Annotated in this window: 29 protein-coding genes and 1 pseudogene; 11 read left to right on the top strand and 19 right to left on the bottom strand. The window is 73.4% G+C overall.

What is annotated here, in order from left to right:
* Positions 1-211: 211 nt before the first annotated feature.
* Positions 212-584: pseudogene (locus AB0947_RS27470) on the top strand (tyrosinase cofactor).
* 35 nt (positions 585-619) lie between these two features.
* Positions 620-1,444 (top strand): tyrosinase family protein, encoded by an 825-nt coding sequence (locus AB0947_RS27465; RefSeq protein WP_366752995.1) that lies wholly within the window; start codon positions 620-622, stop codon positions 1,442-1,444.
* Here AB0947_RS27465 and AB0947_RS27460 read toward each other — a convergent pair whose 3' ends face one another.
* Both AB0947_RS27460 and AB0947_RS27455 read right to left on the bottom strand, forming a co-directional pair.
* Positions 1,445-2,164 carry a ribonuclease H gene (locus AB0947_RS27460; RefSeq protein WP_366752994.1) on the bottom strand — a complete coding sequence of 240 codons (720 nt, stop codon included), beginning with the start codon at positions 2,162-2,164 and terminating at the stop codon, positions 1,445-1,447.
* Positions 2,165-2,198: 34 nt separating this feature from the next.
* The gene (locus tag AB0947_RS27455; RefSeq protein WP_366752993.1) at positions 2,199-2,993 is read right to left on the bottom strand and encodes a VOC family protein; all 795 of its coding nucleotides are present in this window, start codon (positions 2,991-2,993) and stop codon (positions 2,199-2,201) included.
* A gap of 119 nt (positions 2,994-3,112) precedes the next feature.
* Here AB0947_RS27455 and AB0947_RS27450 point away from each other — a divergent pair, with 119 nt between their 5' ends.
* Positions 3,113-4,027, top strand: a complete 915-nt coding sequence (locus AB0947_RS27450) for an aminoglycoside phosphotransferase family protein (RefSeq protein ID WP_366752992.1) — start codon at positions 3,113-3,115, stop codon at positions 4,025-4,027.
* Between the two features lie 21 nt (positions 4,028-4,048).
* Here the strand turns inward: AB0947_RS27450 and AB0947_RS27445 are convergent, their stop codons facing one another.
* Positions 4,049-4,531, bottom strand: coding sequence for a VOC family protein (locus AB0947_RS27445; protein ID WP_366752991.1), 483 nt, complete (start codon positions 4,529-4,531; stop codon positions 4,049-4,051).
* 160 nt (positions 4,532-4,691) lie between these two features.
* Positions 4,692-5,105 (bottom strand): helix-turn-helix transcriptional regulator, encoded by a 414-nt coding sequence (locus AB0947_RS27440; RefSeq protein ID WP_366752990.1) that lies wholly within the window; start codon positions 5,103-5,105, stop codon positions 4,692-4,694.
* A gap of 265 nt (positions 5,106-5,370) precedes the next feature.
* Between AB0947_RS27440 and AB0947_RS27435 the strand changes: the two genes are divergently transcribed.
* Entirely contained in the window at positions 5,371-6,261 is an 891-nt protein-coding gene (locus tag AB0947_RS27435; RefSeq protein ID WP_366752989.1) for an RNA polymerase sigma factor SigF, read from the top strand.
* A gap of 74 nt (positions 6,262-6,335) precedes the next feature.
* Here AB0947_RS27435 and AB0947_RS27430 read toward each other — a convergent pair whose 3' ends face one another.
* Both AB0947_RS27430 and AB0947_RS27425 read right to left on the bottom strand, forming a co-directional pair.
* Entirely contained in the window at positions 6,336-6,815 is a 480-nt protein-coding gene (locus AB0947_RS27430; protein ID WP_366752988.1) for an ATP-binding protein, read from the bottom strand.
* Between the two features lie 211 nt (positions 6,816-7,026).
* Positions 7,027-7,437 carry a hypothetical protein gene (locus tag AB0947_RS27425; protein ID WP_366752987.1) on the bottom strand — a complete coding sequence of 137 codons (411 nt, stop codon included), beginning with the start codon at positions 7,435-7,437 and terminating at the stop codon, positions 7,027-7,029.
* Between the two features lie 346 nt (positions 7,438-7,783).
* On the opposite strand from AB0947_RS27425, the gene AB0947_RS27420 reads away from it, so the two are divergent.
* The gene (locus tag AB0947_RS27420; protein ID WP_366752986.1) at positions 7,784-8,167 is read left to right on the top strand and encodes a nuclear transport factor 2 family protein; all 384 of its coding nucleotides are present in this window, start codon (positions 7,784-7,786) and stop codon (positions 8,165-8,167) included.
* 103 nt (positions 8,168-8,270) lie between these two features.
* Here the strand turns inward: AB0947_RS27420 and mgrA are convergent, their stop codons facing one another.
* Complete coding sequence (mgrA, locus tag AB0947_RS27415) at positions 8,271-9,263, bottom strand: L-glyceraldehyde 3-phosphate reductase (RefSeq protein ID WP_366752985.1); 993 nt, start codon at positions 9,261-9,263, stop codon at positions 8,271-8,273.
* Positions 9,264-9,374: 111 nt separating this feature from the next.
* Between mgrA and AB0947_RS27410 the strand changes: the two genes are divergently transcribed.
* Together AB0947_RS27410 and AB0947_RS27405 are read left to right on the top strand one after the other, a co-directional pair.
* Positions 9,375-10,283 (top strand): LysR substrate-binding domain-containing protein, encoded by a 909-nt coding sequence (locus AB0947_RS27410; RefSeq protein ID WP_366752984.1) that lies wholly within the window; start codon positions 9,375-9,377, stop codon positions 10,281-10,283.
* Between the two features lie 122 nt (positions 10,284-10,405).
* Positions 10,406-10,906, top strand: coding sequence for a DUF664 domain-containing protein (locus tag AB0947_RS27405; protein WP_366752983.1), 501 nt, complete (start codon positions 10,406-10,408; stop codon positions 10,904-10,906).
* Here AB0947_RS27405 and AB0947_RS27400 read toward each other — a convergent pair.
* From AB0947_RS27400 to AB0947_RS27375, 6 genes are all read right to left on the bottom strand, one after another.
* Complete coding sequence (locus tag AB0947_RS27400; protein WP_366752982.1) at positions 10,903-11,982, bottom strand: adenosine deaminase; 1,080 nt, start codon at positions 11,980-11,982, stop codon at positions 10,903-10,905. The genes AB0947_RS27405 and AB0947_RS27400 overlap by 4 nt on opposite strands.
* 47 nt (positions 11,983-12,029) lie before the next feature.
* Positions 12,030-12,419, bottom strand: coding sequence for a VOC family protein (locus AB0947_RS27395; protein WP_366752981.1), 390 nt, complete (start codon positions 12,417-12,419; stop codon positions 12,030-12,032).
* A gap of 130 nt (positions 12,420-12,549) precedes the next feature.
* Positions 12,550-13,479, bottom strand: a complete 930-nt coding sequence (locus AB0947_RS27390) for a M48 family metalloprotease (RefSeq protein WP_366752980.1) — start codon at positions 13,477-13,479, stop codon at positions 12,550-12,552.
* Positions 13,476-13,856: a BlaI/MecI/CopY family transcriptional regulator gene (locus tag AB0947_RS27385; RefSeq protein ID WP_366752979.1), complete on the bottom strand. Its 381-nt coding sequence runs from the start codon at positions 13,854-13,856 to the stop codon at positions 13,476-13,478. The genes AB0947_RS27390 and AB0947_RS27385 overlap by 4 nt, the downstream gene beginning before the upstream one ends.
* A gap of 227 nt (positions 13,857-14,083) precedes the next feature.
* On the bottom strand, positions 14,084-14,992 hold the full coding sequence (locus AB0947_RS27380; protein ID WP_366752978.1) for an aldo/keto reductase: 909 nt from the start codon (positions 14,990-14,992) through the stop codon (positions 14,084-14,086).
* Positions 14,993-15,217: 225 nt separating this feature from the next.
* Positions 15,218-15,568 carry a YciI family protein gene (locus AB0947_RS27375; protein ID WP_366752977.1) on the bottom strand — a complete coding sequence of 117 codons (351 nt, stop codon included), beginning with the start codon at positions 15,566-15,568 and terminating at the stop codon, positions 15,218-15,220.
* 137 nt (positions 15,569-15,705) lie between these two features.
* Between AB0947_RS27375 and AB0947_RS27370 the strand changes: the two genes are divergently transcribed.
* Entirely contained in the window at positions 15,706-16,857 is a 1,152-nt protein-coding gene (locus tag AB0947_RS27370) for an acyl-CoA dehydrogenase family protein (RefSeq protein WP_366752976.1), read from the top strand.
* Between the two features lie 118 nt (positions 16,858-16,975).
* Here the strand turns inward: AB0947_RS27370 and AB0947_RS27365 are convergent, their stop codons facing one another.
* The 4 genes from AB0947_RS27365 to AB0947_RS27350 all read right to left on the bottom strand — a co-directional run bounded on the left by AB0947_RS27365 (position 16,976) and on the right by AB0947_RS27350 (position 19,562).
* A complete protein-coding gene (locus AB0947_RS27365; RefSeq protein WP_366752975.1) occupies positions 16,976-18,115 on the bottom strand; it encodes an LLM class flavin-dependent oxidoreductase in 1,140 nt (379 codons plus the stop codon).
* Between the two features lie 118 nt (positions 18,116-18,233).
* Positions 18,234-18,788: an NADPH-dependent FMN reductase gene (gene ssuE / locus AB0947_RS27360; RefSeq protein ID WP_366752974.1), complete on the bottom strand. Its 555-nt coding sequence runs from the start codon at positions 18,786-18,788 to the stop codon at positions 18,234-18,236.
* 362 nt (positions 18,789-19,150) lie between these two features.
* Positions 19,151-19,228 (bottom strand): putative leader peptide, encoded by a 78-nt coding sequence (locus tag AB0947_RS27355; protein WP_366753051.1) that lies wholly within the window; start codon positions 19,226-19,228, stop codon positions 19,151-19,153.
* Between the two features lie 133 nt (positions 19,229-19,361).
* The gene (locus AB0947_RS27350; protein WP_366753054.1) at positions 19,362-19,562 is read right to left on the bottom strand and encodes a hypothetical protein; all 201 of its coding nucleotides are present in this window, start codon (positions 19,560-19,562) and stop codon (positions 19,362-19,364) included.
* A 167-nt stretch (positions 19,563-19,729) separates the two neighbouring features.
* On the opposite strand from AB0947_RS27350, the gene AB0947_RS27345 reads away from it, so the two are divergent.
* The 3 genes from AB0947_RS27345 (at position 19,730) to AB0947_RS27335 (ending at position 23,365) form a co-directional block, all read left to right on the top strand.
* A complete protein-coding gene (locus tag AB0947_RS27345) occupies positions 19,730-21,241 on the top strand; it encodes an SDR family oxidoreductase (RefSeq protein ID WP_366752973.1) in 1,512 nt (503 codons plus the stop codon).
* Between the two features lie 179 nt (positions 21,242-21,420).
* A complete protein-coding gene (locus AB0947_RS27340; protein ID WP_366752972.1) occupies positions 21,421-22,797 on the top strand; it encodes a deoxyribodipyrimidine photo-lyase in 1,377 nt (458 codons plus the stop codon).
* Positions 22,798-22,930: 133 nt separating this feature from the next.
* Positions 22,931-23,365, top strand: a complete 435-nt coding sequence (locus AB0947_RS27335) for an SPW repeat protein (protein ID WP_366752971.1) — start codon at positions 22,931-22,933, stop codon at positions 23,363-23,365.
* Positions 23,366-23,861: 496 nt separating this feature from the next.
* Here the strand turns inward: AB0947_RS27335 and AB0947_RS27330 are convergent, their stop codons facing one another.
* Together AB0947_RS27330 and AB0947_RS27325 are read right to left on the bottom strand one after the other, a co-directional pair.
* Positions 23,862-24,374, bottom strand: coding sequence for a GNAT family N-acetyltransferase (locus tag AB0947_RS27330; RefSeq protein ID WP_366752970.1), 513 nt, complete (start codon positions 24,372-24,374; stop codon positions 23,862-23,864).
* Positions 24,375-24,442: 68 nt separating this feature from the next.
* Positions 24,443-25,900 (bottom strand): APC family permease, encoded by a 1,458-nt coding sequence (locus AB0947_RS27325; protein ID WP_366752969.1) that lies wholly within the window; start codon positions 25,898-25,900, stop codon positions 24,443-24,445.
* Between the last annotated feature and the right edge of the window lie 11 nt (positions 25,901-25,911).

The raw sequence follows: 25,911 nt of genomic DNA, 5'->3' as shown, positions 1-25,911 counted from the left end.
TCGCCGGGAAGCCGGCCGGCCCGGCAAGGAATTCCCCGTTCCGATGCGGACCGGACGGCCGGCACGGCAAGATCGTCCTGGTTCAACTCCGTACCACATGTCACCGATTGTCCGGATCACAGCCAACCGGTTCCGACCGGTTTCTTCCACTCGCCGATCTCCCGATAGGCATGTGTCGCCACCACCGGACCACTCCTCGGGAGGACCCCGCATGCCCGACATCACCCGGCGCCGCGCGCTCACCGCGGCGGCCGCCGTCGCCGCGACGGCCTCGGCCGCCGCCCTCGCCGCGCCCGCCGCGACGGCCGCCGGCCGCCACGCGCCCGCCACCCCTGGCTCCTTCGACGAGGTCTACAGGGGCCGCCGGATACAGGGCGGTCCGGCGAGCGGCGGCGGGCACCCTCACGAACACGGCGGCGGCCGTGTTCGTCGACGGCGTGCGGCTGCACGTGATGCGGAACGCCGACGGCAGCTGGATCAGCGTCGTCAGCCACTACGCCCCGGTGGCCACCCCGCGCGCCGCGGCCCGTGCCGCGGTGGACGAGCTGCAAGGCGCGCCGCTGCTGCCCCTCCCCGCCAACTGACCGCCCCGCCGAGGACTTCCGGAGCACCGCGCACCATGACCGTACGCAAGAACCAGGCCACCCTGACCGCCGACGAGAAGCGCCGATTCGTCGCCGCCGTCCTCGAACTCAAACGCAGTGGGCGCTACGACGACTTCGTGCGCACGCACAACGAGTTCATCATGGCGGACACCGACAGCGGCGAGCGGACCGGCCACCGCTCCCCCTCCTTCCTGCCCTGGCACCGCAGGTTCCTGCTCGACTTCGAGCAGGCGCTGCAGTCCGTGGACTCCTCGGTCGCCCTGCCCTTCTGGGACTGGAGCGCCGACCGCACCGTGCGCGCCTCGCTGTGGGCACCGGACTTCCTCGGCGGCACCGGGCGCAGCGGCGACGGCCGGGTGACGGACGGACCGTTCGCCGCGTCCACGGGCAACTGGCCGGTCACCGTACGGGTCGACGGCCGCACGTTCCTGCGCCGTTCGCTCGGCACGGGCGTGCGCGAGCTGCCGACGCCCGCCGAGGTGGAGTCGGTGCTGTCCATCGCGACGTACGACATGGCGCCGTACAACAGCGCCTCGGACGGCTTCCGCAACCACCTGGAGGGCTGGCGCGGGGTCAACCTGCACAACCGCGTCCACGTCTGGGTCGGCGGTCAGATGGCCACCGGGGTCTCCCCCAACGACCCGGTGTTCTGGCTGCACCACGCCTACGTCGACAAGCTGTGGTCGCGGTGGCAGCGGCGCCACCCCGGTGCCGCCTACGTGCCGGCGGGCGGCACGCCGGACGTGGTGGACCTGGACGACACCATGAAGCCGTGGAACACGGTGCGCCCGGCGGACCTGCTGGACCACACCAGGTACTACACGTTCGACGACGCCTGATCAGGCCTCGGCGGCACGGCACTCCGGGTGGCCCCAGCCCTGCGCGTTCTTGGCGATCTTCTCGCCGGCCGCGTAGGACCGTCCGCACAGGCACCGGCCGGGGAACTTCGCCTTGATGGTGCGGCCCGGCGCACCGCCGCCGGTGCGTGCGGACACGGTGCCGCCGGCGCGGCGGGGCGCCTTCCCGCGCGCCGCACCGGCCCCCGCCGGGGTGTCGGGCGACGGCGGGGGTTCCGGGGAGCCGAGCGCGCTGCCGGCCGCTTCCTGCACGGAGGCCGCCTGGCTGGCGGCGCGGTCGGCGAAGTCGTTCAGCGGGTCGCCGTCGGCCTGGTGGGCGGGGACGTAGCGGAACTCGACGGACCGGCCGCCGAGCAGTTCGTCGATGCGGACCACCAGGTCCTGGTTGGCGACGGGCTTGCCGGCGGCGGTCTTCCAGCCGTTGCGCTTCCAGCCGGGCAGCCAGGTGGTGACGGCCTTCATGGCGTACTGGGAGTCCATCCGGATCTCCAGCGGCACGTCCGGGTCGACGGCGGCGAGCAGCTGCTCCAGGGCCGTCAGTTCGGCGACGTTGTTGGTGGCCCGGCCGAGCGGGCCCGCCGCCCAGCGGGCGGGGGTCCGCTCGTCGTCCGAGACCACCCACGCCCATCCGGCCGGTCCGGGGTTTCCCTTCGAAGCCCCGTCGCACGCGGCCACCACACGTTCACGCATGTGCCCGATCATGCCATGGCCGTGCGGGGCGCTCCTCCGTGCCCGGTCAGACGTCCCTGACCTTCGGCATCTCGCCCTCGGTGGTGGTGATGTCGATCACCGACAGGTTCGCGCCCTGCGGGTCGCTGAGCGCGGCGAACCGGCCGAAGGGGCTGCTCATCGGCCCGAAGCGCAGGATGCCGCCGAGCTTGACGGCCCGGTCGACGGCCGCGTCGCAGTCGTCGACGGTGAAGTAGACGTTGATGTACGACGGCACCTCGGGCGGGAAGTCGTCGGTCATCCGCATCCGGCCGAGGACGGTGTCCTCGCCGACGTCGAACATCCGGAAGTCCACCGCGTCGTCCTCGATCTCCTTCATGCGGTACGGGAACACGGCGGCGAGGAAGGCGTCCGCCTGTTCCGGCTCCCTGGTGAAGACCTCGGCCCAGCAGTACGCCCCGGGCGTGGCCGTCGCCTCGAAGCCCTCGTGGGTGCCCGCCTGCCACACGCCGAACACGGCCCCGCTGGGCTCCCGGGCCAGACACATCGTGCCGAAGTCGGCGACCTGCATCGGCTCCATCAGCACCTCGCCGCCGTTCTCCCGGATGCGTTCCGCGGTGGCCGCGGCGTCCGGCGAGGCGAAGTACAGGCACCACTGCGACTGGCCCTCCTGGCCGGGCATGGGCGGGACGACCGCCGCCACTGCCTTGCCGTCCACGTAGGCCTGGGTGTAGTTGCCGTACTCCGACGACGACTCGCCGAAGGTCCAGCCGAGGACGTCGCCGTAGAACCGCTTGGCTCCCTCGACGTCACTGAACATCGCATCGGCCCAACAGGGCGTTCCCTCGGGTTGCACGGCCATGCTGGCGGCCCTCCTGACGTGGTCTGTCCCGTTTGTTCACGCTAGCCACCGGGGGTCCGGCCCGCGCGCCGAGCCGGGAGCCGCAATCCGGTCGACAGCGGGGCCCGCTTCCCGCTGTGATGAGTCCGGTGAACACGGTCACGATGCGTGAGGGCGAGGTCGGTGTCGACCCGCCGCTGGTCGGCCGGCTGGTCGCCCGGCAGTTTCCCGAGTGGGCGGCGCTGCCCGTACGGCGCCTGGACTCCTCCGGCACGGAGAACGCCATGTTCCGCCTGGGCGGCGGCCTGGTGGTACGGCTGCCCCGGCATCCCGGCGCCGTCGCCGACGTGATGCACGAGCAGCGCTGGCTGCCCCGTCTCGGCCCGCTGCTGCCGGTGCCCACGCCGGAGCCGGCCGGGCTCGGCGCGCCCGACGAGGAGTTCCCGTGGCCCTGGTCGGTGTACCGCTGGCTGGACGGGCGGAACCCGGTCGCCGGCGCCGTCGCGGAGCCGGAGCGCCTGGCCGGGCGGCTCGGGGCGTTCGTGGCGGCGCTGCGCCGGATCGACCCGCGGGGCGGGCCGGCCGCCTCCCGGGGTGTGCCGCTCGCCTCCCGCGACGAGCCGACCCGGGCCGCGCTGGCGCGGCTCGGCGGGCTCACCGACCGGATCGACACGGCGGCCGTGGCGGCCCGGTGGGAGGAGGCGCTGCGGGCCCCGGCCCACCCGGGCCCGCCGGCCTGGGCGCACGGGGATCTCTCCCCGGGAAACGTGCTGGTCGACGGGGACGGGCTGAGCGCGGTCATCGACTTCGGCTGTGCCGGCGTCGGCGACCCGGCCGTGGACCTGATCGTGGCCTGGAACCTGCTGCCCGCCTCCGCCCGGGACACCTTCCGCGAGGCCGTCGGCGCCGACGACGCGGAGTGGGCGCGCGGGCGTGGGTGGGCGCTGTCCGTCTCGCTGATCCAGCTGCCGTACTACTGGCACACCAACCCGGCCCTGGCGGAGAACTCCCGGCATGTGATCGCCGAGATCCTCGCCGAGGCCGGGCGACGGTGACGGCGGCCGGCCGGACTCCCGCTACTCGCCGGCGTACGCCTTCTCCAGCGCGGCGACGTCCAGCTTGCCCATGCCCATCATGGCCCTGGTGGCGCGCGCGGCCTTCTCCGGGTCGGGGTCGGCGACCATGTCGAGCAGCCGGGCGTAGACGACCTGCCAGGACAGGCCGTACTTGTCCTTGAGCCAGCCGCAGGGTCCCCCCTCGCCGCCGCCCTCGGTGAGCTTCGTCCAGTAGTGGTCGATCTCCTGCTGGTCGGAGCAGAGGACCTGGAAGGAGACCGCCTCGTTGAAGGCGAACTCGGGGCCGCCGTTGAGCGCGACGAACCGCTGGCCGTTGGCCGTGAACTCCGCGGTCAGCACCGAGCCGGCCGGTCCGGGGCCGCCCTCGGGCCAGCGGACGACGCGCCCGAGGGCGGCGTCCTTGAAGACGGACACGTAGTGGTGCGCGGCCTCTTCCGCCTGGCCGTCGAACCAGAGACACGTGGTGAATCCGCCGGTGGTCATGAGCGCCTCCTGGGGGCGTGAACGAGGGGGTGGAACCGGGCGTGGAACGCCGTCGTACACAGGAAGACCGCTCCCCCGCGCGAAACTCATCGGTCCGCCCCGCGACCGCCGGAAGGAAGCCCGGCCGCGGGCGGGCGGCCGGGCCCCCCGCGGCACCCGGTCAGGCAGCCAGGCAGAGCCCCCGGTACGTCCGGTCCGGCGCGGTGGCGGGCCGCTGCGGTACGGCGGCGGGCCGGCGCCGCCCGGCCGTGCGCCGGGTCAGCTCGCCGTGCGCCAGCGCCAGCAGGTCGCCGAGGCCCAGGCCGAGCGCGTGGGCCGCGGCGGCCAGCACCTCGGACGACGCCTCCTTGCGGCCCCGCTCGACCTCCGACAGGTAGGGCAGCGAGATCCGGGCCGCGTCGGCCACGTCCTTGAGCGTGCGCTCCTGTGCCTGCCGCTCCCGGCGCAGCACCACGCCGACCAGATCCCGCCACAGCGGCTCCGGGGGCGCGGGTGCGCCGTCCGGCACGTCCGGGCGGCCGGGCGCCGGCCGCAGGGGGATCACTCGGGCTTCCTCGCTCAGCGGGTTGCTCATCCCGTCAGCCTAGGAGCGGTACGGTGAGGGACAAGGGCGCGCGGCGTTCCGCCCTCAGGGAAACCCGGCGCGCAGCGGCTGTTTCGCGCCACTTGCGGGCGGCGCACGCATGCGTGCCGTCACCGGGGGTACTCGCGCCGTGAGCGGCTCCGCGGGAGGAATGACCCGCCGTACATCGGGTACCCGCGGGGACGTGACCTGTGACCGGGGGCCGACCGGCTGCCGTACGGGTAGACGTCGAACCGTGACTTTCGTGGGAGAGGCAATGACAACCGCCGCCGGGATCCGGTCGCAAGCAGAGGTCGTCGAAGAGACCGAGCAGGACAGGACGGGCGAAGGAGCACTGCCTGGCATCGCGGACCCCGCGTCCGTCGCCCCGCGGGACGCACGGGAGCTCTCCCGCCAGTTCTTCCGCCGGCTGACCGAGCTGGAGGAGGGGACGCGCGAGTACCAGTACGCGCGCAACACCCTCATCGAGATGAACATGTCGCTGGTGCGGTTCGCGGCCGGACGGTTCCGCGGCCGCGGCGACGACATGGAGGACATCGTCCAGACCGGCATGGTCGGTCTGATCAAGGCCATCGACCGGTTCGAGCTGGCACGCGAGGTCGAGTTCACCTCCTTCGCGCTGCCGTACATCGTCGGCGAGATCAAGCGGTTCTTCCGGGACACCACCTGGGCCGTCCATGTGCCGCGCCGCCTCCAGGAGCTGCGGGTGGAGCTGGCCAAGGCCAGGGAGGAGCTGTCGAGCCGGCTGGACCGGGACCCGACCGTCGCCGAGCTGGCCACCTTGATGAACCTCTCCGAGAAAGAGGTGGTCGAGGCCCAGCTGGCCTCCAACGGCTACAACTCCGCCTCCCTGGACGCCGCGCTCACCGGCGACGGCCCCGAGGACGGCGAGGCCGTGCTCGCCGACTTCATCGGTGTGGAGGAGGAGGGCCTGCGCCTCGTCGAGGACTTCCACGCGCTCGCCCCGCTCATGGCGGAGCTGAGCGACCGGGACCGGCAGATCATCCACATGCGGTTCGTGGAGGAGGCCACCCAGGCCGAGATCGGGGAGCGGCTGGGCTGCTCCCAGATGCACGTGTCCCGGCTGATCAAGCGGATCATCACCCGGCTGCGGCAGGGGATGCTGGGCGAACTCGGCTGCGCCTGACACCCGGGAAAGGGCCGGCGCCCAGGCGCCGGCCCTGCTTCTCGGTTTTGCCGTTGCGTCGTCCACGACCCGGTTCAGCCGGTCGGGGGCCGTCCTTCGCCCTCGCGCCGGAGCGGGAAGACGGCCCGCACGCGTTTGCCCACAGGCACCCGCTCGACGGTGACCTCCGAGGCCAGGGCGTGCACGATCTCCAGCCCGTGCCGTCCGACGCGCTGGGGGTCCTTCGGGTAACGGCGGGGCAGAGCGGTGCTGCTGTCGTACACGGACACCGCGACCGAAGCGTCCGTGCCCTCCAGTTCCAGGATGTACGGGCCGTTGCTGTGCTGGTCGGCGTTGGTGACCAGTTCGCTCACCATGAGCAGCAGCTCGCCGTCGGCCCGGCCGTCGGCGGTGGCGCACCATTCGGTGCGCAGCTGCTGAAGGAACTGGGACGCGAAGGCACGGGCCTCGGCGATGCATCCGGGTTCGCCGGTGTAGTGTGCCGCGCGCCGCAGCGGCTCCACGGGTACGTCGAAACCAGTCGGTATCACTGCCCCGCCCAGGTGCTTGATCATGCTGTCTCTCTCGAAAACCCGGTCCGGTCCGGTCGCTGTTGCACCAGTCCTCGTACCCCGGGCCCGGCCCGCCAGTCCACCTGATGCGTTCGCCCACCGCGCACAGTGGCGAGGGTCACGGCGCACGCCTCTCACGCGAAACCAGGAGGGGCCGGGAGGGGCCGGGACGACGGCTCACGGCCCGGCGGGGGGCGACCGGTCCGGCAAGCGGTCAGGCGACGGGTACCACGAGGGCCGGGACGGTCCGCTGCATGCGCAGGGCGTCGACGGACTCCGCGAGCAGCTCGTACTCGGTCGTGTCGTCGCCTGTCGCGACCCGCACCAGCCTCCCCGCGGCCAGCTCGTCGGCGACCAGCTCCTGCTGGGCCGGGTCGCCGCACCACGCGCGCAGGACGGCCGGCACGTCGGGCACGGTGTCCGCGACCGGCACGAGCGCCCTCGGCGGGAAGTGCCCGGCCTCGGGCCGCGGGTCGAGCCGGTCGGCGATCCAGTTGGCGCGGTCGCGCAGCCACCACAGGGCGAGGGCCAGGGTGGGCGCCCGGTAGGTGCCCAGGGGCACTCCGATGCGCTGCCCGCCGCATGTGCCGTACGCGGTGACATGGCACAGGAACTCGTCGTGCATGCGCACTCCCCGTCGCGTCGTTCGCCTGGCGGCTGGCCTCGCTTTCGGTGCGGCTCGCCTGCGGTACGGCCGTGTGCGGTGCGTGATCGGGACCTCGCTGGAAGTGAAGTCCTCACAGTCGAGTATGTTCACTACTGAACCACTGTCACCATGTCTTTCCGGCCAGTCTGCTGGCATATTCAGCGCCCGTTCTGGCCGGAATGCGACGGGCCGTCCCGCGCCCCGGCCATGACCCCGGAGGTAATCGACCCGGCACCCGCTCCTCCCGCATGGTGGTCACACCGGATCGGCGGACCCCGCATCCGGGACTGACCAGCACGGACGACCTCGATGGAGGAGCTTCGCCATGACCACGCACACCGACCGTCACGAGAACGCCGCCGCCCGTTACTTCGAGGCCTGGAACGCCACCCGGCGCGAGGACATCGAGAAGGCCGTCGCCGCCGCGTGGACCGAGGACGGCGGCTACACCGACCCGCTCGTGGAGGTTCGCGGGCACGAGCAGATCGCGGCTGTGATCGCGGCGGCCCACGAGCAGTTCCCCGGCTTCGTGTTCCGTCCGCTCGGCGCGGTCGACGGCCACCACGACACCGCGCGCTTCGGGTGGGAGCTGGTGAACGAGCAGGACGGCTCGGCGCCGGTGGCCGGGTTCGACGTGGTCACGCTGGACGGCGAGGGCCGCATCCGGCAGGTGCTGGGGTTCCTGGACCGGGTTCCGGCGGGCGCCTGACCGGGCCCGCGCCGCCTCCGGAGAGGCGAGGGGGTGACGGTACGACGAGGGGAGCGGCCGCGGTTCGTCGCGGCCGCTCCCCGTACCGTCGGGCGCTACGGCGCTACGGCCGGACGATCGCGTCGATCCGCGTCAGCTCCTCGGCGTCGAAGTCGAGGTTGCCGATGGCCGCGACGCTGTCCTCGATCTGCCGCGGGCTGCTCGCGCCGACCAGGGCGGACGTCACCCGGCCGCCGCGCAGCACCCAGGCGAGGGCGAGCTGCGCCAGGGTCTGGCCGCGGGACTTGGCGATCTCGTCCAGCGCCCGCAGCCGGGCGACCAGGTCCTCCGTGACCGCGTCCGAGTTCAGGAACGGGCTGTCGCTCGCGGCCCGGGAGTCCTCGGGGATGCCGTCCAGGTAGCGGCCCGTGAGCAGGCCCTGCTCCAGCGGGGAGTACACGATGGAGCCGACCTGGAGCTCGTCGAGGGCGTCGAGCAGGCCCTCGTCCTCGGGGCGGCGGTCGAGCATCGAGTAGCGCGGCTGGTGGATGAGGAGCGGGGTGCCCAGCTCGCCGAGGATGCGGGCGGCCTCGCGGGTCTGCTCGGCGGAGTAGTTGGAGACGCCGACGTAGAGGGCCTTGCCCTGCTGCACCGCCGTGTGCAGGGCGCCCATCGTCTCCTCCAGGGGAGTGTCCGGGTCGAAGCGGTGCGAGTAGAAGACGTCGACGTAGTCCAGGCCCATCCGCTTCAGGCTCTGGTCCAGCGAGGACAGCACGTACTTGCGCGAGCCCCACTCACCGTACGGGCCGGGCCACATCAGGTAACCGGCCTTGGTGGAGATCACCAGTTCGTCGCGGTAACCGGCGAAGTCCGCCTTGAGCGCCTCGCCGAAGGCGGACTCGGCGGCGCCGGGCGGCGGGCCGTAGTTGTTGGCGAGGTCGAAGTGGGTGACGCCGAGGTCGAAGGCGCGGCGGAGGATGGCCCGCTGGGTCTCCACGGGCCGGTCGGGCCCGAAGTTGTGCCACAGGCCGAGCGACAGGGCGGGGAGCTTCAGGCCGCTGCGTCCGGTGCGCCGGTAGGGCATGTCGGCGTAGCGGTCGGGGTGTGCGGTGTACAACGCGACTCCAGAGGGGTTGGCACACGATCTACCGGTGCCACTCTTCCCCGGACGGCGGGCAGCGGTCCAACAGAAGAATCCGATGGAATTCAGCGGATAGGCTTCTCAATCATGGAACTGCGCCATCTCCAGCACTTCGTCGCGGTCGCCGAGGACCAGCACTTCACCCGGGCCGCGGAACGCCTGATGGTGTCCCAGTCGGGCCTGTCGGCGTCCATCCGGGCGCTGGAGCGGGAGCTGCGGGCGCCGCTGTTCGTACGGACCACCCGCCGGGTGACGCTCACCGAGGCCGGGCGCGCGCTGCTGGGAGAGGCCGAACGCATCCTGGCACAGGTGCGCTCCGCGCACGAGGCGGTGGCCGCGGTACAGGGTGTGCTGCGGGGCACGCTGGCCCTCGGCACCGAGCAGTGCATCGCCGGTGTGCACGTGGCCCGGCTGCTGGCGGCCTTCCGGGGCCGGCACCCCGACGTGGAGATCCGGCTGCGGCAGGCCGGCTCCGGCGCGCTGGCCGAGGAGGTCGCGGCCGGGCGGCTCGACCTGGCCTTCGCCTACCGCACCCAGGCCGACACCGACCAGCTGCGCTCGGTGTCGCTGACCAGCGAGCCCATGACGGTGCTGTGCCACCCGAGCCACCGCCTCGCCTCCGCCCCCGCCGTGCTCGGCGCGGAGGATCTCGCCGGTGAGGTCTTCGTCGACTTCCACCCGGACTGGGGTCCGCGCCGCACCACCGACGCCGCGTTCGCCGCGGCCGGCGTCCGGCGCACGGTCGCACTGGAGGTCAACGACGTGCACAGCCTGCTGGACCTGGTGGACGAGAACCTGGGGATCGCCGTCGTACCCCGGCACTTCCGGCACAAGCGGCCGGCGCTCACGGCGCTGCCGGTGAAGGGCGCGGGCGAGCCGGAGTACGAGACGGTCGCCCTGCTGCCGCCGGAACGGGCCACGAGCCCGGCCGCGCGGGCGCTGGTCACCCTGCTCGAGACGGGGGTCCTGTCCGCGCCCGCCGACGAGGAGCGGTGACGGCGGCCGGGAGCCACGCACGGGGGCCGGCTCGGCGCCGTCTCCCGGCGGAAGCGGCGCGGGCCTGAGCGGAAGCCGGGTTCCGGGCGCGTGCGCGCCGTTGATTTGCGATGGTGGACGGTATGCATGCGAAGGACATCCTCATCGACGGCTACGGCCGCATCCGGGAAGAAGTCCATGCCGCCCTCGACGGCCTCGGCCCACAGGAGCTGCACCACCGCCCGGCCGCCGGCGCCAACTCCGTCGCCTGGCTGGTCTGGCACCTCACACGGGTGCAGGACGACCACATCGCCGACGCCTTCGACCTGGACCAGGTGTGGCTCGCGCAGGGCTGGGAGAAGCGTTTCGGCCTGGACCTGCCACGACACGACACCGGGTACGCGCACACCCCCGCCAAGGTCGCGAAGGTACGGGTGGAGTCGGCGGACCTGCTGACCGGGTACTACGACGCCGTCCACGAACAGACCCTCGGCTGCCTGCGCGGGCTGGCCGCCAAGGACCTGGAACGCGTCGTGGACGAGCGCTGGGACCCCCCGGTGACGCTGGGGGTGCGCCTGGTGAGCGTCCTGTCCGACGACCTCCAGCACGTCGGACAGGCCGCCTACCTCAGGGGGCTCCTCTAGAGCGCGGACGCGTAACCCGGCAGGACCACGTCCTCGATGAGGGCGTTGCGCTCGTCGAACGGGATGAAGGCGCTCTTGAGGGCGTTCACCGTGACCGTGCGCAGGTCCTCGGCCGTCCAGCCGGCCTCCTCGACCAGCAAGGACATCTCCCGGGTCATCGTCGTCCCCGAGACCAGACGGTTGTCGGTGTTGAGGGTGACCCGGAAGCCGAGGTCCTTCAGGGCCGTGATCGGGTGCTCGGCGATCGAGGTCGCGCAGCCCGTCTGGAGGTTGGAGGTCGGGCACATCTCCAGGGCGATGCGGCGGTCGCGCACCCAGGAGGCGAGACGGCCGAGCTTGCCGCCCGCGAGGTCGGGGATGTCCTCGGTGATGCGGACGCCGTGGCCGATGCGCTGGGCGCCGCAGACCTGGACGGCCTGGTGGATGCTGGGCAGACCGTACGCCTCGCCGGCGTGGATGGTGAACGGGACGTTCTCACGGCGCAGGTGCTCGAAGGCGTCGAGGTGGTCGGCGGGCGGGAAGCCGTCCTCGGCACCGGCGATGTCGAAGCCGACGACGCCCGCGTCGCGGTAGGCGACGGCCAGGTCGGCGGCCTCGCGGACCCGGTCGAACATGCGCATGCCGCACAGCAGGGTGCCGACGCGGACGGGGGTGCCGGCGGCGGCCGCCTTGGCCATCCCGGCGGCGAGACCTTCCTGTACGGTCTCCACGACCTCGCGCAGGGCGAGCCCGCCGCTCGTGTTCAGTTCGGGGGCGTAGCGGACCTCGGCGTAGACGACGCCGTCGGCGGCGAGGTCGAGGACGTACTCCTCGGCCGTGCGCAGCAGGCCCTCGCGGGTCTGCATGACGGCGAGCGTGTGCTCGAAGGTGGCTATGTAGCGGACCAGGTCACCGGAGTTGGCGGCCTCGACGTACCAGGCGGCCAGCTCGTCCGGGTCGGTGGTGGGCAGTGTGTGGCCGACCGCGGCCGCGAGCTCGACGACGGTGGCGGGGCGCAGGCCGCCGTCGAGGTGGTCGTGCAGGACGGCCTTGGGGAGCCGGCGGAGGGTCTCGGTGTCGATGCGGGACGCGGTCATGGGCGTTTCGTTTCCTCGGGTCCTGGGGCAGGCGGTGCGGTGGTGGGTCAGTGGCCGGCGGGCTGGAGCAGGTCCCAGCGGTTGCCGTACAGGTCCTGGAAGACGGCGACCGTGCCGTACGGCTCGTGGCGCGGCTCCTCCAGGAAGGTCACGCCGGCGGCGGTCATCCGGGCGTGGTCGCGGGCGAAGTCGTCGGTGTGCAGGAAGAAGCCGACGCGCCCGCCGGTCTGGTCGCCGACGCGGGACCGCTGCGCGTCGTCCTTCGCCCGGGCCAGCACCAGTCCGGGTCCGTCGCCCCCCGGCTCCACGACGACCCAGCGCGAGCCGTCGGGACGCGGGGCGTCCTCCACGAGCCGGAACCCGAGGGCTTCGGTGTAGAAGCGGACGGCCTCGTCGTAGTCGTGCACGACGAGGGTGACAAGGGCGACGCGACGCATGGCGACCTTCCGGTGGGGGTGGTTAGCCGGTGAGGTTATACGTAAAACTTATGCGGCGCCAGTCTCGGTCTACGCGCGTTGCGACGGGGTGGCCGGGCAGCGGACCGCGGACCGCCACGCGGGCGTCGCGTCAGGGGCTCTCCTCGCCCTGCGCGACCTCCACGCGGTGGTGGACGTCGGCCGTCGCGGTGGCCGAGGCCACGCAGGACAGGGCGGTGCAGGCGATGAGGAGTGCGGAGACCGCGCGGGCGGTGCGGGCGCTCGGGGCGGTCAGCAGGGCCTGGACGCGTTGGGGGACGGGACCCGTGGCCGCGCCGGGGGCGATGCCGGGGCGTGCGGACCGGGCGGCCTGCCCGGCGAGGGCGGCGCGGGCGATGGCGCGGGCGGTCAGGCGCCGGTCGCCGACCGAGACGGCGGCGGCCTCGTCGGCGGCGCGCTCGGCGGCCAGCCGGATCGTCGCGCGGACCGGGCGCAGCGCCGGGTGGCAGTGCGCCGCGAGTTCGGCGGCGGCGAGGGCGTAGTGGTGGCCGCCCGCGGTGTGCGCCCGCTCGTGGGCGAGCAGCGCCTCCCGCTCGGGACCGTCCAGGCTGCGCAGCATCGCCGTGGTGACGACGACCCGGTGCGGCCGGCCCGGCAGGGCGTACGCGTCGGGGCGCGACGAGTCGATCACGCACAGGTCACCGGCGACGGCTCCGCACGCGGCCTCCGCCCGGGCCGCCCGGAAGGCACGGGCCTGGTCCAGCGCCGCGCGGACGAGGCTCCAGCCGCACCCGGCCAGCGCGCCGGCGGAGGCGATGGCGGCCGGGACGACGAAGGCGTCGGAGGCGGTGCGCAGCGGATGGACCAGTTCGCCGAGCGCGGCGAAGAGCGGCAGTTTCAGCAGCCCGGTCAGGACGGACATGCCGAGTGCCAGCGTCGAACAGCCGGCGAGGAGCACCGCGCAGCCCGTGACGGACCACAGCGCGGCGGCCGGGGCCAGCCGGTCCAGGGCCCTGCGGGCCAGGGGCGGCAGGGCGCACGGCAGCAGCAGCGGCAGCAGGAGCAGCAGGAGGGCGGTCATCGGCCGTCGGATTCGAGCAGGTCGCGCAGGACGCGTTCGTCGTCCGGGCTCAGCTGGGCGACGAAGCGGGCGAGGACCGTCTCGCGGTCGCTGTCCCGGTCCAGTTCGCTGTGCATCCGGCGGGCGGTGAGGCCGTGGGCGTCCTGGACGTCCTGGGCGGGGAAGTAGGCGTACCCGCGGCCCTGGCGCCGCCGGTGGACGACGCCCTTGTCGTGCAGGCGGGTGAGGATCGTCGTCACCGTCGTACGGGCGAGGTCCGCGCCCAGGCTGGACTGGACCTCGCCGGGGGTCTGGGGTGCGCCGGCGGCCCAGAGCGCGGCCAGGACGCTCGCTTCGAGCTCGCCGGCCGGCCGGCGTTCGTCCTTGGCGTCGGTCATGGGGAGGTTCCTCACCCGTCTCCGTGTGCGGTCGTCTTCGTGTGCGGTCGTCGTCTTCGTGCGCGGCCCAGCGGCGCGTCCACGCCATCGTAGTCAGCCCGGCACCGGTCCCGGCCGCGGTCCGTCAGGAACAGGCGTCCGGGTGCGGCCCGCGCGCCACCGACCCGTTCACCGTGCGACACCGGCCCTCGGCCAGCCGGCCTGCGTGCGGTCGGTCCCCCGCGCGTTCAGCCCGCCTGCGCACGGGCCTGGTCGAGCCGGGCCAGCTCCTCCTCCGTCAGCCGCAGCGCGCCGGCCGCGACGTTCTCGGCCAGGTGGCCGGGGTTCCCGGTGCCGGGGATGGCGAGGACGTGCGGGCCCTGGTGCAGGGTCCAGGCGATACGGACCTGCGCCGGGCTCACGCCGTGGGCCCGGGCGGCGGAGAACACCGCGTCGTCGTGGGCGGTCGTCGCACCGCGTTCCCCGGCCCGTCCGGCCACGGCGTAGAAGGGGACGAAGGCGATGCCGTGCTCGCCGCACAGCCGCAGCACCTCGTCGTCGACGGGATCGGGCCGGTCCACCGCGTACCGGTTCTGCACGGACACCACCGGCGCGATCTCCAGCGCCTCGGCGAGGTGCCGGGGTTCGACGCCGGAGATCCCGAGGTGCCGGACCAGACCGGCCTCGCGCAGCTCGGCGAGGGCGCCGAAGTGCTCGGCGATGGAGTCCTGGCGCATCCGGCGGAGGTAGACCAGGTCGAGGTGGTCCCGCCCGAGCTGGCGCAGGTTCTCCTCGACGTGCCCGCGCAGCTGGTCGGGCCGGGCGGAGGTGCCCCACTCGCCGTGGTAGTCGCGGTAGGGACCCACCTTGGCGGCGATGACCAGGTCGTCGGGGTACGGGGACAGCGCGGTGTTGATGAGTTCGTTGGCGGACCGCAGCGACGAGAAGTAGAAGGCCGCCGTGTCGATGTGGTTCACGCCCAGGTCGACCGCCTTGCGCAGGACGGCGAGGGACCGCTCCCGGTCGCTCGGGGTGCCATGGTGGAAGGCGGCGCTGCCCGTCAGCCGCATCGCGCCGAAGCCGATCCGGTGGACGGGCAGGTCGCCGAGTTTCCAGGTGCCGGACGCGTCCGCGCTGATCGTGTCGTCGGGAGTCATCGACGGAGTCTCGCACACGGCACCCGGCCGGACCGGCAGCGTGCCGTCGGTACAGGCCGGCGCCCGCTGACATCCCGACAACCTGCACCGGCCAGGGGGTGCCTCCCGTCCCTCCGTCTCCCATCCCTCTGTCTCCCGTCCCTGTCGCCGCCGCTCCAGGTACGCGCGTTCGGGCGGAAGACGGCCTCGGTGCCGGGGATCCCGGCCGCCGGTGCCGCTCCGGCCTCAGTGCTGGTCCACGAAGGGCCGTACCTCGATGGGCAGGGTGGTCGCGAGGGCGGCCTTGCGGCCCCAGTCCAGGGCCTCGTCCAGGTCGGCGGCCCGGATGAGACACAGACCGCCCAGGTACTCCTTGCCCTCGGCGTAGGGGCCGTCGGTGACGAGCACGTCACCGTCCTGGGGGCGGAGCATGGTCGCGGTCTCCGGGCCGTGCAGACCACCGGCGAACACCCAGGCGCCCGCGGTGCGCAGCTCGTCGTTGAAGGCCTCGACGTTGCGCACGATCGCGGCGAGGGCTTCGGGACCGGGCGGGGTCGCGCCGGCCGGCTGGACCACGCTGAGCAGGTAGTGCTTCATGACGTCCTCCAAGGCGTCGGGCCCGTGGCGGGCTCTGTGTCACCTCCTACACGAAGGGCCGGGCCCCGGATCGACACCGCGCGCCAGGGTCGCGGAAAAAATCTCCGGAGCGCCGGAACAGCGGAAGAATCCCCCGCATGGACCTCACCTCGCACCCGCTCGTCGTCCGCGCCCGCCGGCTCGCCACGGACCTGCTGCTCCCCGAGGCCGAGCGGGTCGACCAGGAAGGGGTTCCCGCGAGCCACATCGAGGCGGTGAAGCGGTCGGGGCTGCTCGGGGTGGCCGCGCCCGCGGAGTACGGCGGCGCGGGAGCGCCGCCGGCCGTGCTGCGGGAGACCGCGGAGATCCTGTCCGGCGCGTGCTGTGCGACCTGGTTCGTGCAGACCCAGCACCACACGCCCGTGCAGACGCTGGTGCGCGGTGAACCCGCGGCGCGGGACAGGCTGTTGGGCCCGCTGTCCCGCGGGGAGCTGCTGTCCGGGGTGGCGTACGCGCACCTGCGGTCGTATCCGCGCCGCCCGCTGCGGGTCCGCCGGGAGGGCACCGGCTGGCGGTTCGACGGCACCGTCCCCTGGTACACCGGGTGGGGCCTGAACGACGTGCTGCTGCTGGCCGGGGTGACGGACTCCGGCGAGGCGCTGTTCGCCTTCGCGGAGGCACGCGAACAGCCCGGGCTGCGGGCGTCGGCGCCGATGCGGCTGGCGGCGCTCACCGCCGCGCGCACGGTGTCGCTGGAGCTGGACGGCTTCCGGCTGCCCGCGGAGGCGGTGGCCCTGCGCACGCCGTACGCCCGGTGGGCCGCCGGCGACCGGGTCAGGACCCTGGCCGTCAGCCCGGCGGTCTTCGGCGTGGCGGGGGCGGCGCTGTCCCTCCTGGACGACGCAACGGCCACCCCGCTGCGCTCCCGCCTGTCCGGCCTTCGCGAACGGGCGTACGCCCTGGCCGACGCTCCGGTCCCGGAGGCGCGGGGCGAGGGGCCGGGCGGGGCGGGCACCGAGGGGGCCGGGCACGGGCCGGCGCCGCGAGGAGGGAGTGCCGGGGAAGGCGTGGACGACTGGGCCGGGGAGCGGCTGGCCGTGCGCGCGGAGGCGTACGAGGTGCTGCGCGCGGCCACCACGGCGGCGGTGGTGGCCGGCGGCGGCCGTGCGATGGCCCTGACGAGCCGCGCCCAGCGCCTGGCCCGGGAGGGACTGTTCCTGCTGGTGCAGGGCCAGACGGCGGAATCGCGCGCGGCACATCTGCGGACGCTGGGCGCGGCACCCGCCACCACCGGGGAGCAGGACCGGTAGGAGCAGCGGCTGCCGGCCGGCTGCCTGCGCCCGGGTTCTCCCCTCACGACCCCCGATCTTTCCTCACGACCCCGAGTCTCTCCTCACGACCCGGGGCCGCCTGCCGCCCGTCGCCCGCTCAGCCAGCGAACGGCACCTGCGCGGAGGCGGCAGCCCTGCCCTCAGGGTGTGTCCACAGTCCTCGGGCGGCGAGCCGGGGCAGGACGCCCTCGCCGAACCAGTACGCCTCCTCCAGGTGCGGGTAGCCGGACAGGACGAACTCGTCGATACCGAGGGCGTGGTACTCCTCGATGCGCTCGGCGACCTCCTCGTGGCTGCCGACCAGCGCCGTGCCCGCGCCGCCGCGCACCAGGCCGATGCCGGCCCAGAGGTTGGGGTGGATCTCCAGGCGGTCACGGCTGCCGCCGTGCAGCGCGAGCATCCGCTGCTGGCCCTCCGACTCGCTGCGCGCCAGGCCCGACTGGACGGCCCGTACGGTCTCCGCGTCGAAGCCTTCGAGCAGCCGGTCCGCCTCCGCCCACGCCTGCGCCGAGGTGTCCCGGGTGATGACGTGCAGCCGGATCCCGAAGCGGAGGGCACGGCCGTGCTCCGCGGCGAGCTTCCGGATCCAGGCGATCTTCCCGGCGACCTGGGCGGGCGGCTCGCCCCAGGTGAGGTACACATCGGCGTACCGGGCCGCGACCTTGCCGGCGGCGGGCGAGGAGCCCCCGAAGTACACTTCGGGGACCGGGTCGGGCAGCCGGGCGAGCCTCGCCTCCTCCACCCGGAGGTGCTCCCCGCGCAGGTCGACCGTCTTGCCCTCCCACAGCCCTCGGACGATCTCCAGGAACTCACCGGTACGGCGGTAGCGGGCGTCCTTGTCCAGGAAGTCGCCGTAGGCGCGCTGTTCCCGGCTCTCGCCGCCGGTGACGACGTTGAGCAGCAGCCGTCCACCGCTCTGCCGCTGGAAGGTGGACGCCATCTGGGCGGCGAGGGTGGGCGAGACGAAGCCGGGCCGGAAGGCGACGAGGAACTTCAGCCGCTCGGTGTGCCGGCTGACCATCGCGGTGGTGAGCCACGCGTCCTCGCACCAGGCGCCGGTCGGCGTCAGCGCACCGGCGAAGCCCAGGTCCTCGGCGGCCCGGGCGATCTGGCTCAGGTAGGCGACCGTCGGCGGCCGGTCGCGCCCGGACTCCGTGGCCGGGCTGCCGTGGCCGCCGCCCACGACATGGCGGCTGTCGCCATTGGTGGGCAGGAACCAGTGGAAGGTGAGGGACACGCGGGGTCTCCGATCAGAGCAGGCCGTGCCGGGGCGGCCGGGTGAAGCGGTGCGGCGCGGTGCGCCTCGCCGGGGTGCGGGGTGCGGGGCGGGGGCGGGTGCCCGGCGGCCGGGGCCGTCAGCTCGCCGCCGCCAGCAGCGGGGTGCGGTCCAGGGCAGCGGCGAACTGGTCCACCACGTGTCCCAGGGCCTCGGCGGTCGTGAGCGGGAGCGTCACCGAGCCGTCCTCCCGCACGGTGATGTCCTTGTCGAGGGTGAACCAGCCCTGGACTATGTGCGCGGCGCCCATGGAGTTCAGCACCGGGCGCAGGGCGTAGTCGATGGCGAGGACATGGGCCGTGGAGCCGCCGGTGGCGAGCGGCAGCACGGTCTTGCCGGTGAGCGCGTACTGCGGGAGCAGGTCCAGCAGCGCCTTGAGGACGCCGGAGTACGAGGCCTTGTAGACGGGGGTGCCGACCACGACGCCGTCGGCGCGGGCGAACAGTTCGGTGGCCTCGACGATGGCGGGGTGCCGGAAGTCCGCGCCGAGCAGGGCCTCGGCCGGGACGGTACGGACGTCGAGCGGGATCACCTCGTGGCCGTGGGCGGTGAGCCGCTGGTCCAGGTGGCGCAGCAGACGGCCGGTGCGCGAGGAGGCGGAAGGGCTGCCGGAGACGGACAGGACGGTGGCCATGGGTGCCTCGTTTCTGGGGTGCTCCGGGCACGCGCGCACGGGAACGGGCGCCCGGTGAAGTCGGATGGAGCGGACTCCGGCTCGGCGGTCAGGCGGTGAACCGGCAGGCGGATTCCGCGGGCGTTCCGGGCATGCGGAACTCGGTCAACTCCACGAACCCGCGCACTCCGCGAAACCGCACGTTCCGCGAACCCGCGAACTGCGCGCACTCCGCGGACCGAAGAACGGCGGTACTGCGGGGCTCTGCCGTGGAAGTGCCCGGCGCGATGTCGGGCACGCCGGACTCCGGCCCCGGCAGGGCGGAGGGAGCAGGCGGGTCAGGCACGCGGTGGGGCCCGACGGGACCGGCGGGAAGGCGCGGATCAGACCGTGGGGCGACAGGAGGCACTGGAGACGCGCGCGAGGTCGACATGGCGTCGCCGCGTGAGGTCCAGTCGCATCGTCATGCCGTGATCGTCGCAGCACCCGGCGACGGCCGTCAAGGAAATCCCGGCCGGTCTCGTATGGCGGACCGGACAAGCGAAGGCGGGCCGGGCAGGAAACCAGGGAAAGGCTCCCGCGCGACCGGACGGCTCAGGCTCGGCCGTCGTCCTCCCGCGCCTCGACCACGACGAGGAACGCGTCCGACTGCAAGTCCATGACCACGGTCGCCGGTTCGCCCTCGGCACGTCGGGCGGCGGCGTACTCCTCCGCGGGCCACGACCCACGGGGAGACCCTGCGGGGAATCGCTCCAGCACCTTGGCACTCATGGCGGCGGGCACCTCCTGCGTCACTGACCGAACGGTATGTGCGGCTTGTACCGGTCCGGCTGCCCCGGATCGCTGAGGACATGTCACCGCGTCCGGTGGGGAGGTTCGGCCGAGGGGAGGACACGCATCCGCTCGCCGGGCCCCGCGGGAAGTGATGACCGGGAGACCACCGACGCGGAGGACCTGCACGGATGAACCACGACGACTCGACGGACCGGCCCCGCTGCCTGGTGACGGGGGCCACGGGCTACATCGGCGGCCGGCTCGTGCCCGAACTGCTGGCCGCCGGGTACCGGGTGCGTTGCCTGGCCCGCTCCCCCGGGAAGCTGCGCGACCACCCGTGGGCGGGTGAGGCGGAGGTGGTGCGCGGAGACGTCACGGACGCGGACTCGGTCGCCCGGGCCATGCGGGACGTCGACGTGGCGTACTACCTGGTGCACGCGCTGAACAGCGGCGAGGGCTTCGAGGACATCGACCGCCGTGCGGCCCGCGTCTTCGGGGAACGGGCGCAGGCGGCCGGTGTACGGCGCATCGTCTACCTCGGCGGTCTCACGCCGTCCGGGGTGCCCGCGGACCGGCTCTCCCCGCACCTGAGGTCCCGGGCGGAAGTGGGCCGCATCCTGCTGCGCTCCGGCGTACCGACCGCGGTGCTGCGTGCCGCCGTGATCATCGGCTCGGGTTCGGCCTCCTTCGAGATGCTGCGCTACCTCACCGAACGGCTGCCGGTGATGGTCACGCCCAGCTGGGTGCGCACCCGCATCCAGCCCATCGCCGTACGGGACGTGCTGCGGCTGCTGGTCGGCAGCGCGGGCCTGCCGGACGACGTGAACCGGGCCTTCGACATCGGCGGTCCGGACATCCTCACGTACCGGGAGATGATGGTCCGCTACGCGCGCATCGCGCGGCTTCCGCGGCGGCTGATCGTGTCCGTGCCGGTCCTCACGCCGGGCCTGTCCAGCCACTGGGTGGGACTCGTCACGCCCGTCCCGGCGTCCCTCGCGCGTCCGCTGACGGAGTCGCTGCGCCACGAGGTGGTCTGCCGCGAACACGACATCACCCGGTACCTTCCCGACCCGCCGGGGCATCCGCTCGGCTTCGACCAGGCCGTACGGCTGGCCCTGCGCCGGGTGCGCGAGGCGCGCGTGACCACCCGCTGGTCCTCAGCCGCCGTACCCGGGGCGCCCAGCGATCCGCTGCCCACCGACCCCGACTGGGCCGGCGGCAGCCTGTACACGGACCGGCGCGAGGCGATGGTGGACGCCCCGGCGCACGCACTGTGGCGGGTGATCGAGAGCGTGGGCGGAAAGCACGGCTGGTACTCCTTCCCGTTGGCGTGGCGCCTTCGGGGGTGGCTGGACCGGCTGGTCGGCGGGGTGGGCCTGCGCCGGGGCCGACGGGACGCGGAGCGCCTGCGGACGGGCGACTCGCTGGACTTCTGGCGGGTGGAGGAGATCGAGCGGGGTCGCCTGCTGCGGCTGCGGGCGGAGATGCGCCTGCCCGGGCTGGCCTGGCTGGAGATGTGCGCGGAACCGGCCGGTGACGGTCGCAGCCGGTACCGGCAGCGGGCCCTGTTCCACCCGCGCGGGCTGCTGGGCCACGCGTACTGGTGGAGCGTCTCGCCGTTCCACGCCGTGGTCTTCGGCGGGATGGCCCGCAACATCGCGCGGGCGGCGGCCCGGCAGGGCCCGGACGCCACCCGTTGACGCCGCGTCCGGCGGGCCCGCCGGACCGGAAGTGCCCGGTTGTCCCCCCTGCCCTGTCGTCCTCGCCTCGCTCTCCCGTCCCCCTCTCCCGTCCTCGCTCCCTCGTCTCGTCCTCGCTCCCTCGTCTCGTTCTCTCTTCCTCGCCTCTTCCTCCGTCCTCCTCGTTCCGGAGCCGCGCCATGGATGTCTCGGTCGTCCTGTTCACCGCCGACCTGCGCCTGTACGACCACCCACCGCTCCGGGCCGCGCTGGAGGGCCCCCGCCAGGTCGTCCCGCTGTTCGTCCGCGACCGGGGCGTGGCGGACGCGGGTTTCGCAGCGCCCAATCGGCTGGCGTTCCTCGCCGACTGCCTGCGGGACCTGGACACCGGGCTGCGTGAGCGTGGCGGGCGGCTGGTGGTGCGCTCCGGCGACGTCGTCGAGGAGGTCTGCGCGGTGGCCGCGGAGGCGGACGCCGACGAGGTGCACATGGCGGCCGACGCGAGTGCCTACGCCCGGTCGCGGGAGCGGCGGCTGCGGCGCGCCCTGGAGGCCGAAGGGCGGCGGCTGCACGTCCACGAGGCCGTGACCACGGTGGTGCCGCCCGGCGAGGTGACCCCCGCCTCCTCGGACCACTTCGCGGTGTTCACGCCGTACTTCCGGCAGTGGTCGCGGCATCGGCCGCGGGACGTCCTGGGTGCGCCCCGCTCGGTCCCCGTGCCGCCCGGCATCGGTTCCGAGGAACTGCCGTCCCGGGCCTCGCTGCCGGGCACCTCGCCGGGGCTGGCGGAGGGCGGTGAGGCGGCCGGCCGCGAGCGGCTCGCCGGCTGGCTCCGCTCCGGCCTGACGGCCTACGCCGACCGGCACGACGACCTGGCCGGGGACGCGACCTCCCGGCTCTCCCCCCACCTGCACTTCGGCACGGTGTCCCCCGTGGAGCTGGTCCACCGGGCGCGCCGCGCGGACGGTCCGGGAGCGGAGGCCTTCGTACGGCAGATCGCCTGGCGGGACTTCCACCGTCAGGTGCTGGCGGCCCGGCCGGGCGCCGCCGCAGCCGACTACCGCACCCGGCACGACCGTTGGCGCTCCGAGCGGACCGCGCGGGACGACATCGAGGCGTGGCGGGAGGGCCGTACCGGCTGGCCGGTGATCGACGCGGGGATGCGCCAGCTGCGCCACGAGGGCTGGATGCACAACCGGGCCCGGCTGCTGACGGCGAGCTTCCTGGCGAAGACGCTGTACGTCGACTGGCGCGTCGGGGCCCGGCACTTCCTGGAGTGGCTGGTCGACGGTGACCTGGCCAACAACCAGCTGAACTGGCAGTGGATCGCGGGCACCGGCACGGACACCCGCCCCAACCGGGTCCTCAACCCGCTGATCCAGGCCAGGCGGTACGACCCCGACGGGGTGTACGTCCGGCGCTGGGTGCCCGAGCTGAGGGAGGTGGCGGGCGCGGCGGCGCACGAGCCGTGGAGGCTGGCGGGACCGGACCGCGGGCTCGTCGCCGCGTATCCCGAGCCGATCGTCGACCTCGCCGACGGGCTGGCCCGGTTCAGACGGGCGCGGAGCCGCGGTTGAGGGGCAGGGTCGAGCACCCCATACGCCCCAAGCCCTACACATAAGGAACAAATAAGGGCAAACTGGAGTATGCAGAGCTTGTCGCATGCCGCACCAGACGCGGTCTGGCCTGCAAAGTCAAAGGAGACGACTCATGGCCAACTTGCACAGGGGTGACATATCGAGCCATCCCGATGTCTCCGAAATGCGGGACCGCTACTCCCGCATGCTCGGCGGTCGTGACGTGGCGCTCGTGGACGGGCCGGTCTTCCTGCTCGGCCTGTACTGCGCCGCCTCCCCGTGGATCCTGCACTACGCGGCCGGCCAGCCCGCCCTCAGGACCCACAACCTGATCATGGGCATCGCGATAGGCCTGCTGGCGCTGGGATTCACCCGGGCCCCCGAGCGCATGTACGGCCTCAGCTGGGCCATGTGCGCCCTGGGCATCTGGATGATCATTGCTCCGTGGGTCGTGGGCAGGGCCCCGGACACGGGCGTCATCATCAGCAACATCGTCATCGGAGCCCTGGCCCTCGTCCTCGGACTGGTGTGCGCCGGTACGGCGGCGAAGAGCGCCCCGAGGCCGTAGCGGACCGGAAGGGCCCTGAAAGAACCGTCTCGAGTCTTTGAAGAAGAGACCGAGGAAAGGAAGGAAAGAACGCGGGCCGGTCCGCCCCGGCGGACCGGTTCCGCGTTCCCGCGTCCGCGCGCTCGCCCTCGCCCTCCGGGTCCTGGTGGGTGACGGTCAGCCGGACGATGTCCTCGTGCGGGCGGATCTCGGTGACCCGGGAGTGCCGCTCCTCCTGCCCCGCCTGGCCCGGGGCGGCCCACGTGGTCACCGGACCGGTCGGCGGCTCGCTCTCCACGACCCGGCCGACCACGTCGGCGGTGCCGGAACCGCCGGTGCGCGCGTGCTCCCGGCGGAAGCCGGGCCGCCGGCCGGAGACGTTGCGGTGCCCCCAGCAGGCGGCCGTCAGGTCGTCCGCCCCCGCCGCACCGTGCCGATCAGGCCGGCGGACCTCAGGACGGCCGGGTGCCGGGCGGCAATGACCCGCACGCCGAGGAAGTCCGGCGGCCCGGCGCTGTCAGCCGGAGACGGTGAGGGAGATCCACAGGTCCGGCGGCAGGTCCGGGCGCCCCGGCACCGGCCGTGGCTCGCGAGTCCAGGCGCCGCCGGCCAGGTCCTCGGCGACGCGGGGCCAGAAGCCCACCGCGGCCGGGTTGTCCTGCTGGAAGGCGATCTCCCACGGCCCCGGGTGCCGGGTCAGCACCTCGCGCGCGGCCCGCAGCCCGATGCCCCGGCGCCGGGCGCCGCGCACCACGAAGAAGCTGTTCAGCACGCGGGCCGGAGCGTCGAGCCCACGGACGAAGGCGAACCCGGCGGGGCGCTCCTCGCAGGTCAGCAGATAGGGAGCCCAGCCCGGCCGCGTGAAGGCGTACGTCACGCGTTCGCTGCGGAAGGCGCCGTCGGCGCCGGGCAGGAGGCCCGTGAACTCGGACAGATCGTGGCGGAACATCAGCCACAGCCGCTCCACGGCGGGCCGGTCCTCGGGGGTCGCGGGGCGGACGGTGACGTCCGCGCTCATGATGTCGGTCATGAACCGAAGCCTCCCCGGCGGACAGCGGTCCGGCCGGGGAGGTGCGCTCGCGATAGGGTAACTCTAGCTCACGCCAAGGGCGTTGCCGTGAGCGCCCCCGCGGGTTCCGTGCCGGTCTCCTCGCTGATCTCCTTCGGGCCGAACGGCCACACCTTCTCCGTCCGCGCCCAGACCAGGAAGGCCGCACCGCCGAGGGCCAGCCAGGCCAGGGACCACTCGAGGGGATGACGGCCCGGGGAGTTCTCGTCGGCGTAGCCGTAGATCACGCACCAGCCGACGAAGGCGACGGCGCTCGGCAGGGGGTACAGCCACATCCGGTACGGGCGGGGCAGGTCCGGCCGGCGTCGGCGCAGGACCGTCAGCGCGACGATCTGGGCCAGCGCCTGCACGATGACCATCACCGTGGTGAGCAGCTGGATCAGGGTCGCGAGGTCGGTGTGGCGGCCGATGAGGAAGCCGACGGCGGTGATCACGCCCATGGTGGCGAGGCCGAGCATCGGGAAGCGGTGCCTCGGGTGCAGCTTCGCGTACGGGCGGAAGAAGACCCGGTCCCGAGCGGCGTCGTAGGGCACCCGGGAGCCGCCGAGCAGGCCGGCGAAGACGGAGGCGAACGCGGTGATCAGGATGAGCACCGTCACCGTGTCGGCCGCGCCCTTGCCCCAGGTCTCCTCCAGCACGGCGGAGGCCACCGAGGAGGAGGCGATGTCGTTCGGGTCGGTCATCCGGTGCCAGTCCACGACACCGAGCGTGCCGATCTGGAGCAGCAGGTAGATCGCCATGATGCCGAGGATCGAGAAGAGGATGGAGCGCGGCAGCGTACGTCCGGGCTCCTTGATCTCGGCCCCCATATAGGCGGTGGTGTTGTAGCCGAGGTAGTCGTAGATGCCGATGGTCAGGCCCGCCGCGAAACCGAGCCAGTAGTGGTTGCTCATCACATTGAAAGCCCCCGCCGGATAGGTGAAGGCCATGTGTGGGCTGAAATGAGTGGCGGCGGCGACGATCACCAGCAGCACCGAGGCGATCATCACCGTCCACATCACGGCGGTGATCCGGGCGATGTGCTCGATGCCGCGCCAGAGCAGGACCACCACCAGGGCGATGACGCCTAGGCCGATCAGGTCACCGGCGGTCTGCCCGAGGCCGGGGGCGAGATAGCCGAGGTACTGGACGAAGCCGACCACGCCCGTGGACATGATCAACGGAATGAAGAGCATCGCCGTCCACACGAACAGGAACGGCATCAGCCGGCCGGTGCGGTACTGGAAGGCCTGGCGCAGATAGAGGTAACTGCCGCCGGAGCCGGGCAGCATGGCGCCCAGCTCGGCCCAGACCAGGCCGTCGCACAGCGCCAGGACCGCGCCGGCGACGAACCCGATGACGGCCTGGGGGCCGCCGAACGCGGCGACCATCAGCGGGATCGTCACGAACGGCCCGATGCCGCACATCTGGCTCATGTTGATCGCCGTGGCCTGGAACAGGCCGACACGGCGGACGAAACCACCCGGGGGTGGCGGGCTACCGGACATGGGGACTCCTG

Origin of the sequence: Streptomyces sp. NPDC047841 (assembly GCF_040704085.1) — a bacterium.
Lineage (GTDB): Bacteria > Actinomycetota > Actinomycetes > Streptomycetales > Streptomycetaceae > Streptomyces > Streptomyces argyrophylli.
Note: the sequence above shows the minus strand (reverse complement) of the source record. Positions and strands in the feature narration are given on the sequence as shown.

Coding starts and splice junctions, on each gene's coding strand:
- AB0947_RS27335 (WP_366752971.1), top strand. CDS start 22,931: ATGGCCAACTTGCACAGGGGTGACATATCGAGCCATCCCGATGTCTCC.
- AB0947_RS27375 (WP_366752977.1), bottom strand. CDS start 15,568: ATGAAGCACTACCTGCTCAGCGTGGTCCAGCCGGCCGGCGCGACCCCG.
- AB0947_RS27325 (WP_366752969.1), bottom strand. CDS start 25,900: ATGTCCGGTAGCCCGCCACCCCCGGGTGGTTTCGTCCGCCGTGTCGGC.
- AB0947_RS27455 (WP_366752993.1), bottom strand. CDS start 2,993: ATGGCCGTGCAACCCGAGGGAACGCCCTGTTGGGCCGATGCGATGTTC.
- ssuE (WP_366752974.1), bottom strand. CDS start 18,788: ATGGCCACCGTCCTGTCCGTCTCCGGCAGCCCTTCCGCCTCCTCGCGC.
- AB0947_RS27420 (WP_366752986.1), top strand. CDS start 7,784: ATGACCACGCACACCGACCGTCACGAGAACGCCGCCGCCCGTTACTTC.
- AB0947_RS27345 (WP_366752973.1), top strand. CDS start 19,730: ATGAACCACGACGACTCGACGGACCGGCCCCGCTGCCTGGTGACGGGG.
- AB0947_RS27425 (WP_366752987.1), bottom strand. CDS start 7,437: ATGCACGACGAGTTCCTGTGCCATGTCACCGCGTACGGCACATGCGGC.
- AB0947_RS27395 (WP_366752981.1), bottom strand. CDS start 12,419: ATGCGTCGCGTCGCCCTTGTCACCCTCGTCGTGCACGACTACGACGAG.
- AB0947_RS27410 (WP_366752984.1), top strand. CDS start 9,375: ATGGAACTGCGCCATCTCCAGCACTTCGTCGCGGTCGCCGAGGACCAG.
- AB0947_RS27445 (WP_366752991.1), bottom strand. CDS start 4,531: ATGACCACCGGCGGATTCACCACGTGTCTCTGGTTCGACGGCCAGGCG.
- AB0947_RS27440 (WP_366752990.1), bottom strand. CDS start 5,105: ATGAGCAACCCGCTGAGCGAGGAAGCCCGAGTGATCCCCCTGCGGCCG.
- AB0947_RS27405 (WP_366752983.1), top strand. CDS start 10,406: ATGCATGCGAAGGACATCCTCATCGACGGCTACGGCCGCATCCGGGAA.
- AB0947_RS27430 (WP_366752988.1), bottom strand. CDS start 6,815: ATGATCAAGCACCTGGGCGGGGCAGTGATACCGACTGGTTTCGACGTA.
- AB0947_RS27400 (WP_366752982.1), bottom strand. CDS start 11,982: ATGACCGCGTCCCGCATCGACACCGAGACCCTCCGCCGGCTCCCCAAG.
- AB0947_RS27385 (WP_366752979.1), bottom strand. CDS start 13,856: ATGACCGACGCCAAGGACGAACGCCGGCCGGCCGGCGAGCTCGAAGCG.
- AB0947_RS27340 (WP_366752972.1), top strand. CDS start 21,421: ATGGATGTCTCGGTCGTCCTGTTCACCGCCGACCTGCGCCTGTACGAC.
- AB0947_RS27380 (WP_366752978.1), bottom strand. CDS start 14,992: ATGACTCCCGACGACACGATCAGCGCGGACGCGTCCGGCACCTGGAAA.
- AB0947_RS27370 (WP_366752976.1), top strand. CDS start 15,706: ATGGACCTCACCTCGCACCCGCTCGTCGTCCGCGCCCGCCGGCTCGCC.
- AB0947_RS27435 (WP_366752989.1), top strand. CDS start 5,371: ATGACAACCGCCGCCGGGATCCGGTCGCAAGCAGAGGTCGTCGAAGAG.
- AB0947_RS27355 (WP_366753051.1), bottom strand. CDS start 19,228: ATGCGACTGGACCTCACGCGGCGACGCCATGTCGACCTCGCGCGCGTC.
- AB0947_RS27390 (WP_366752980.1), bottom strand. CDS start 13,479: ATGACCGCCCTCCTGCTGCTCCTGCTGCCGCTGCTGCTGCCGTGCGCC.
- AB0947_RS27460 (WP_366752994.1), bottom strand. CDS start 2,164: ATGATCGGGCACATGCGTGAACGTGTGGTGGCCGCGTGCGACGGGGCT.
- AB0947_RS27465 (WP_366752995.1), top strand. CDS start 620: ATGACCGTACGCAAGAACCAGGCCACCCTGACCGCCGACGAGAAGCGC.
- AB0947_RS27330 (WP_366752970.1), bottom strand. CDS start 24,374: ATGACCGACATCATGAGCGCGGACGTCACCGTCCGCCCCGCGACCCCC.
- AB0947_RS27450 (WP_366752992.1), top strand. CDS start 3,113: ATGAGTCCGGTGAACACGGTCACGATGCGTGAGGGCGAGGTCGGTGTC.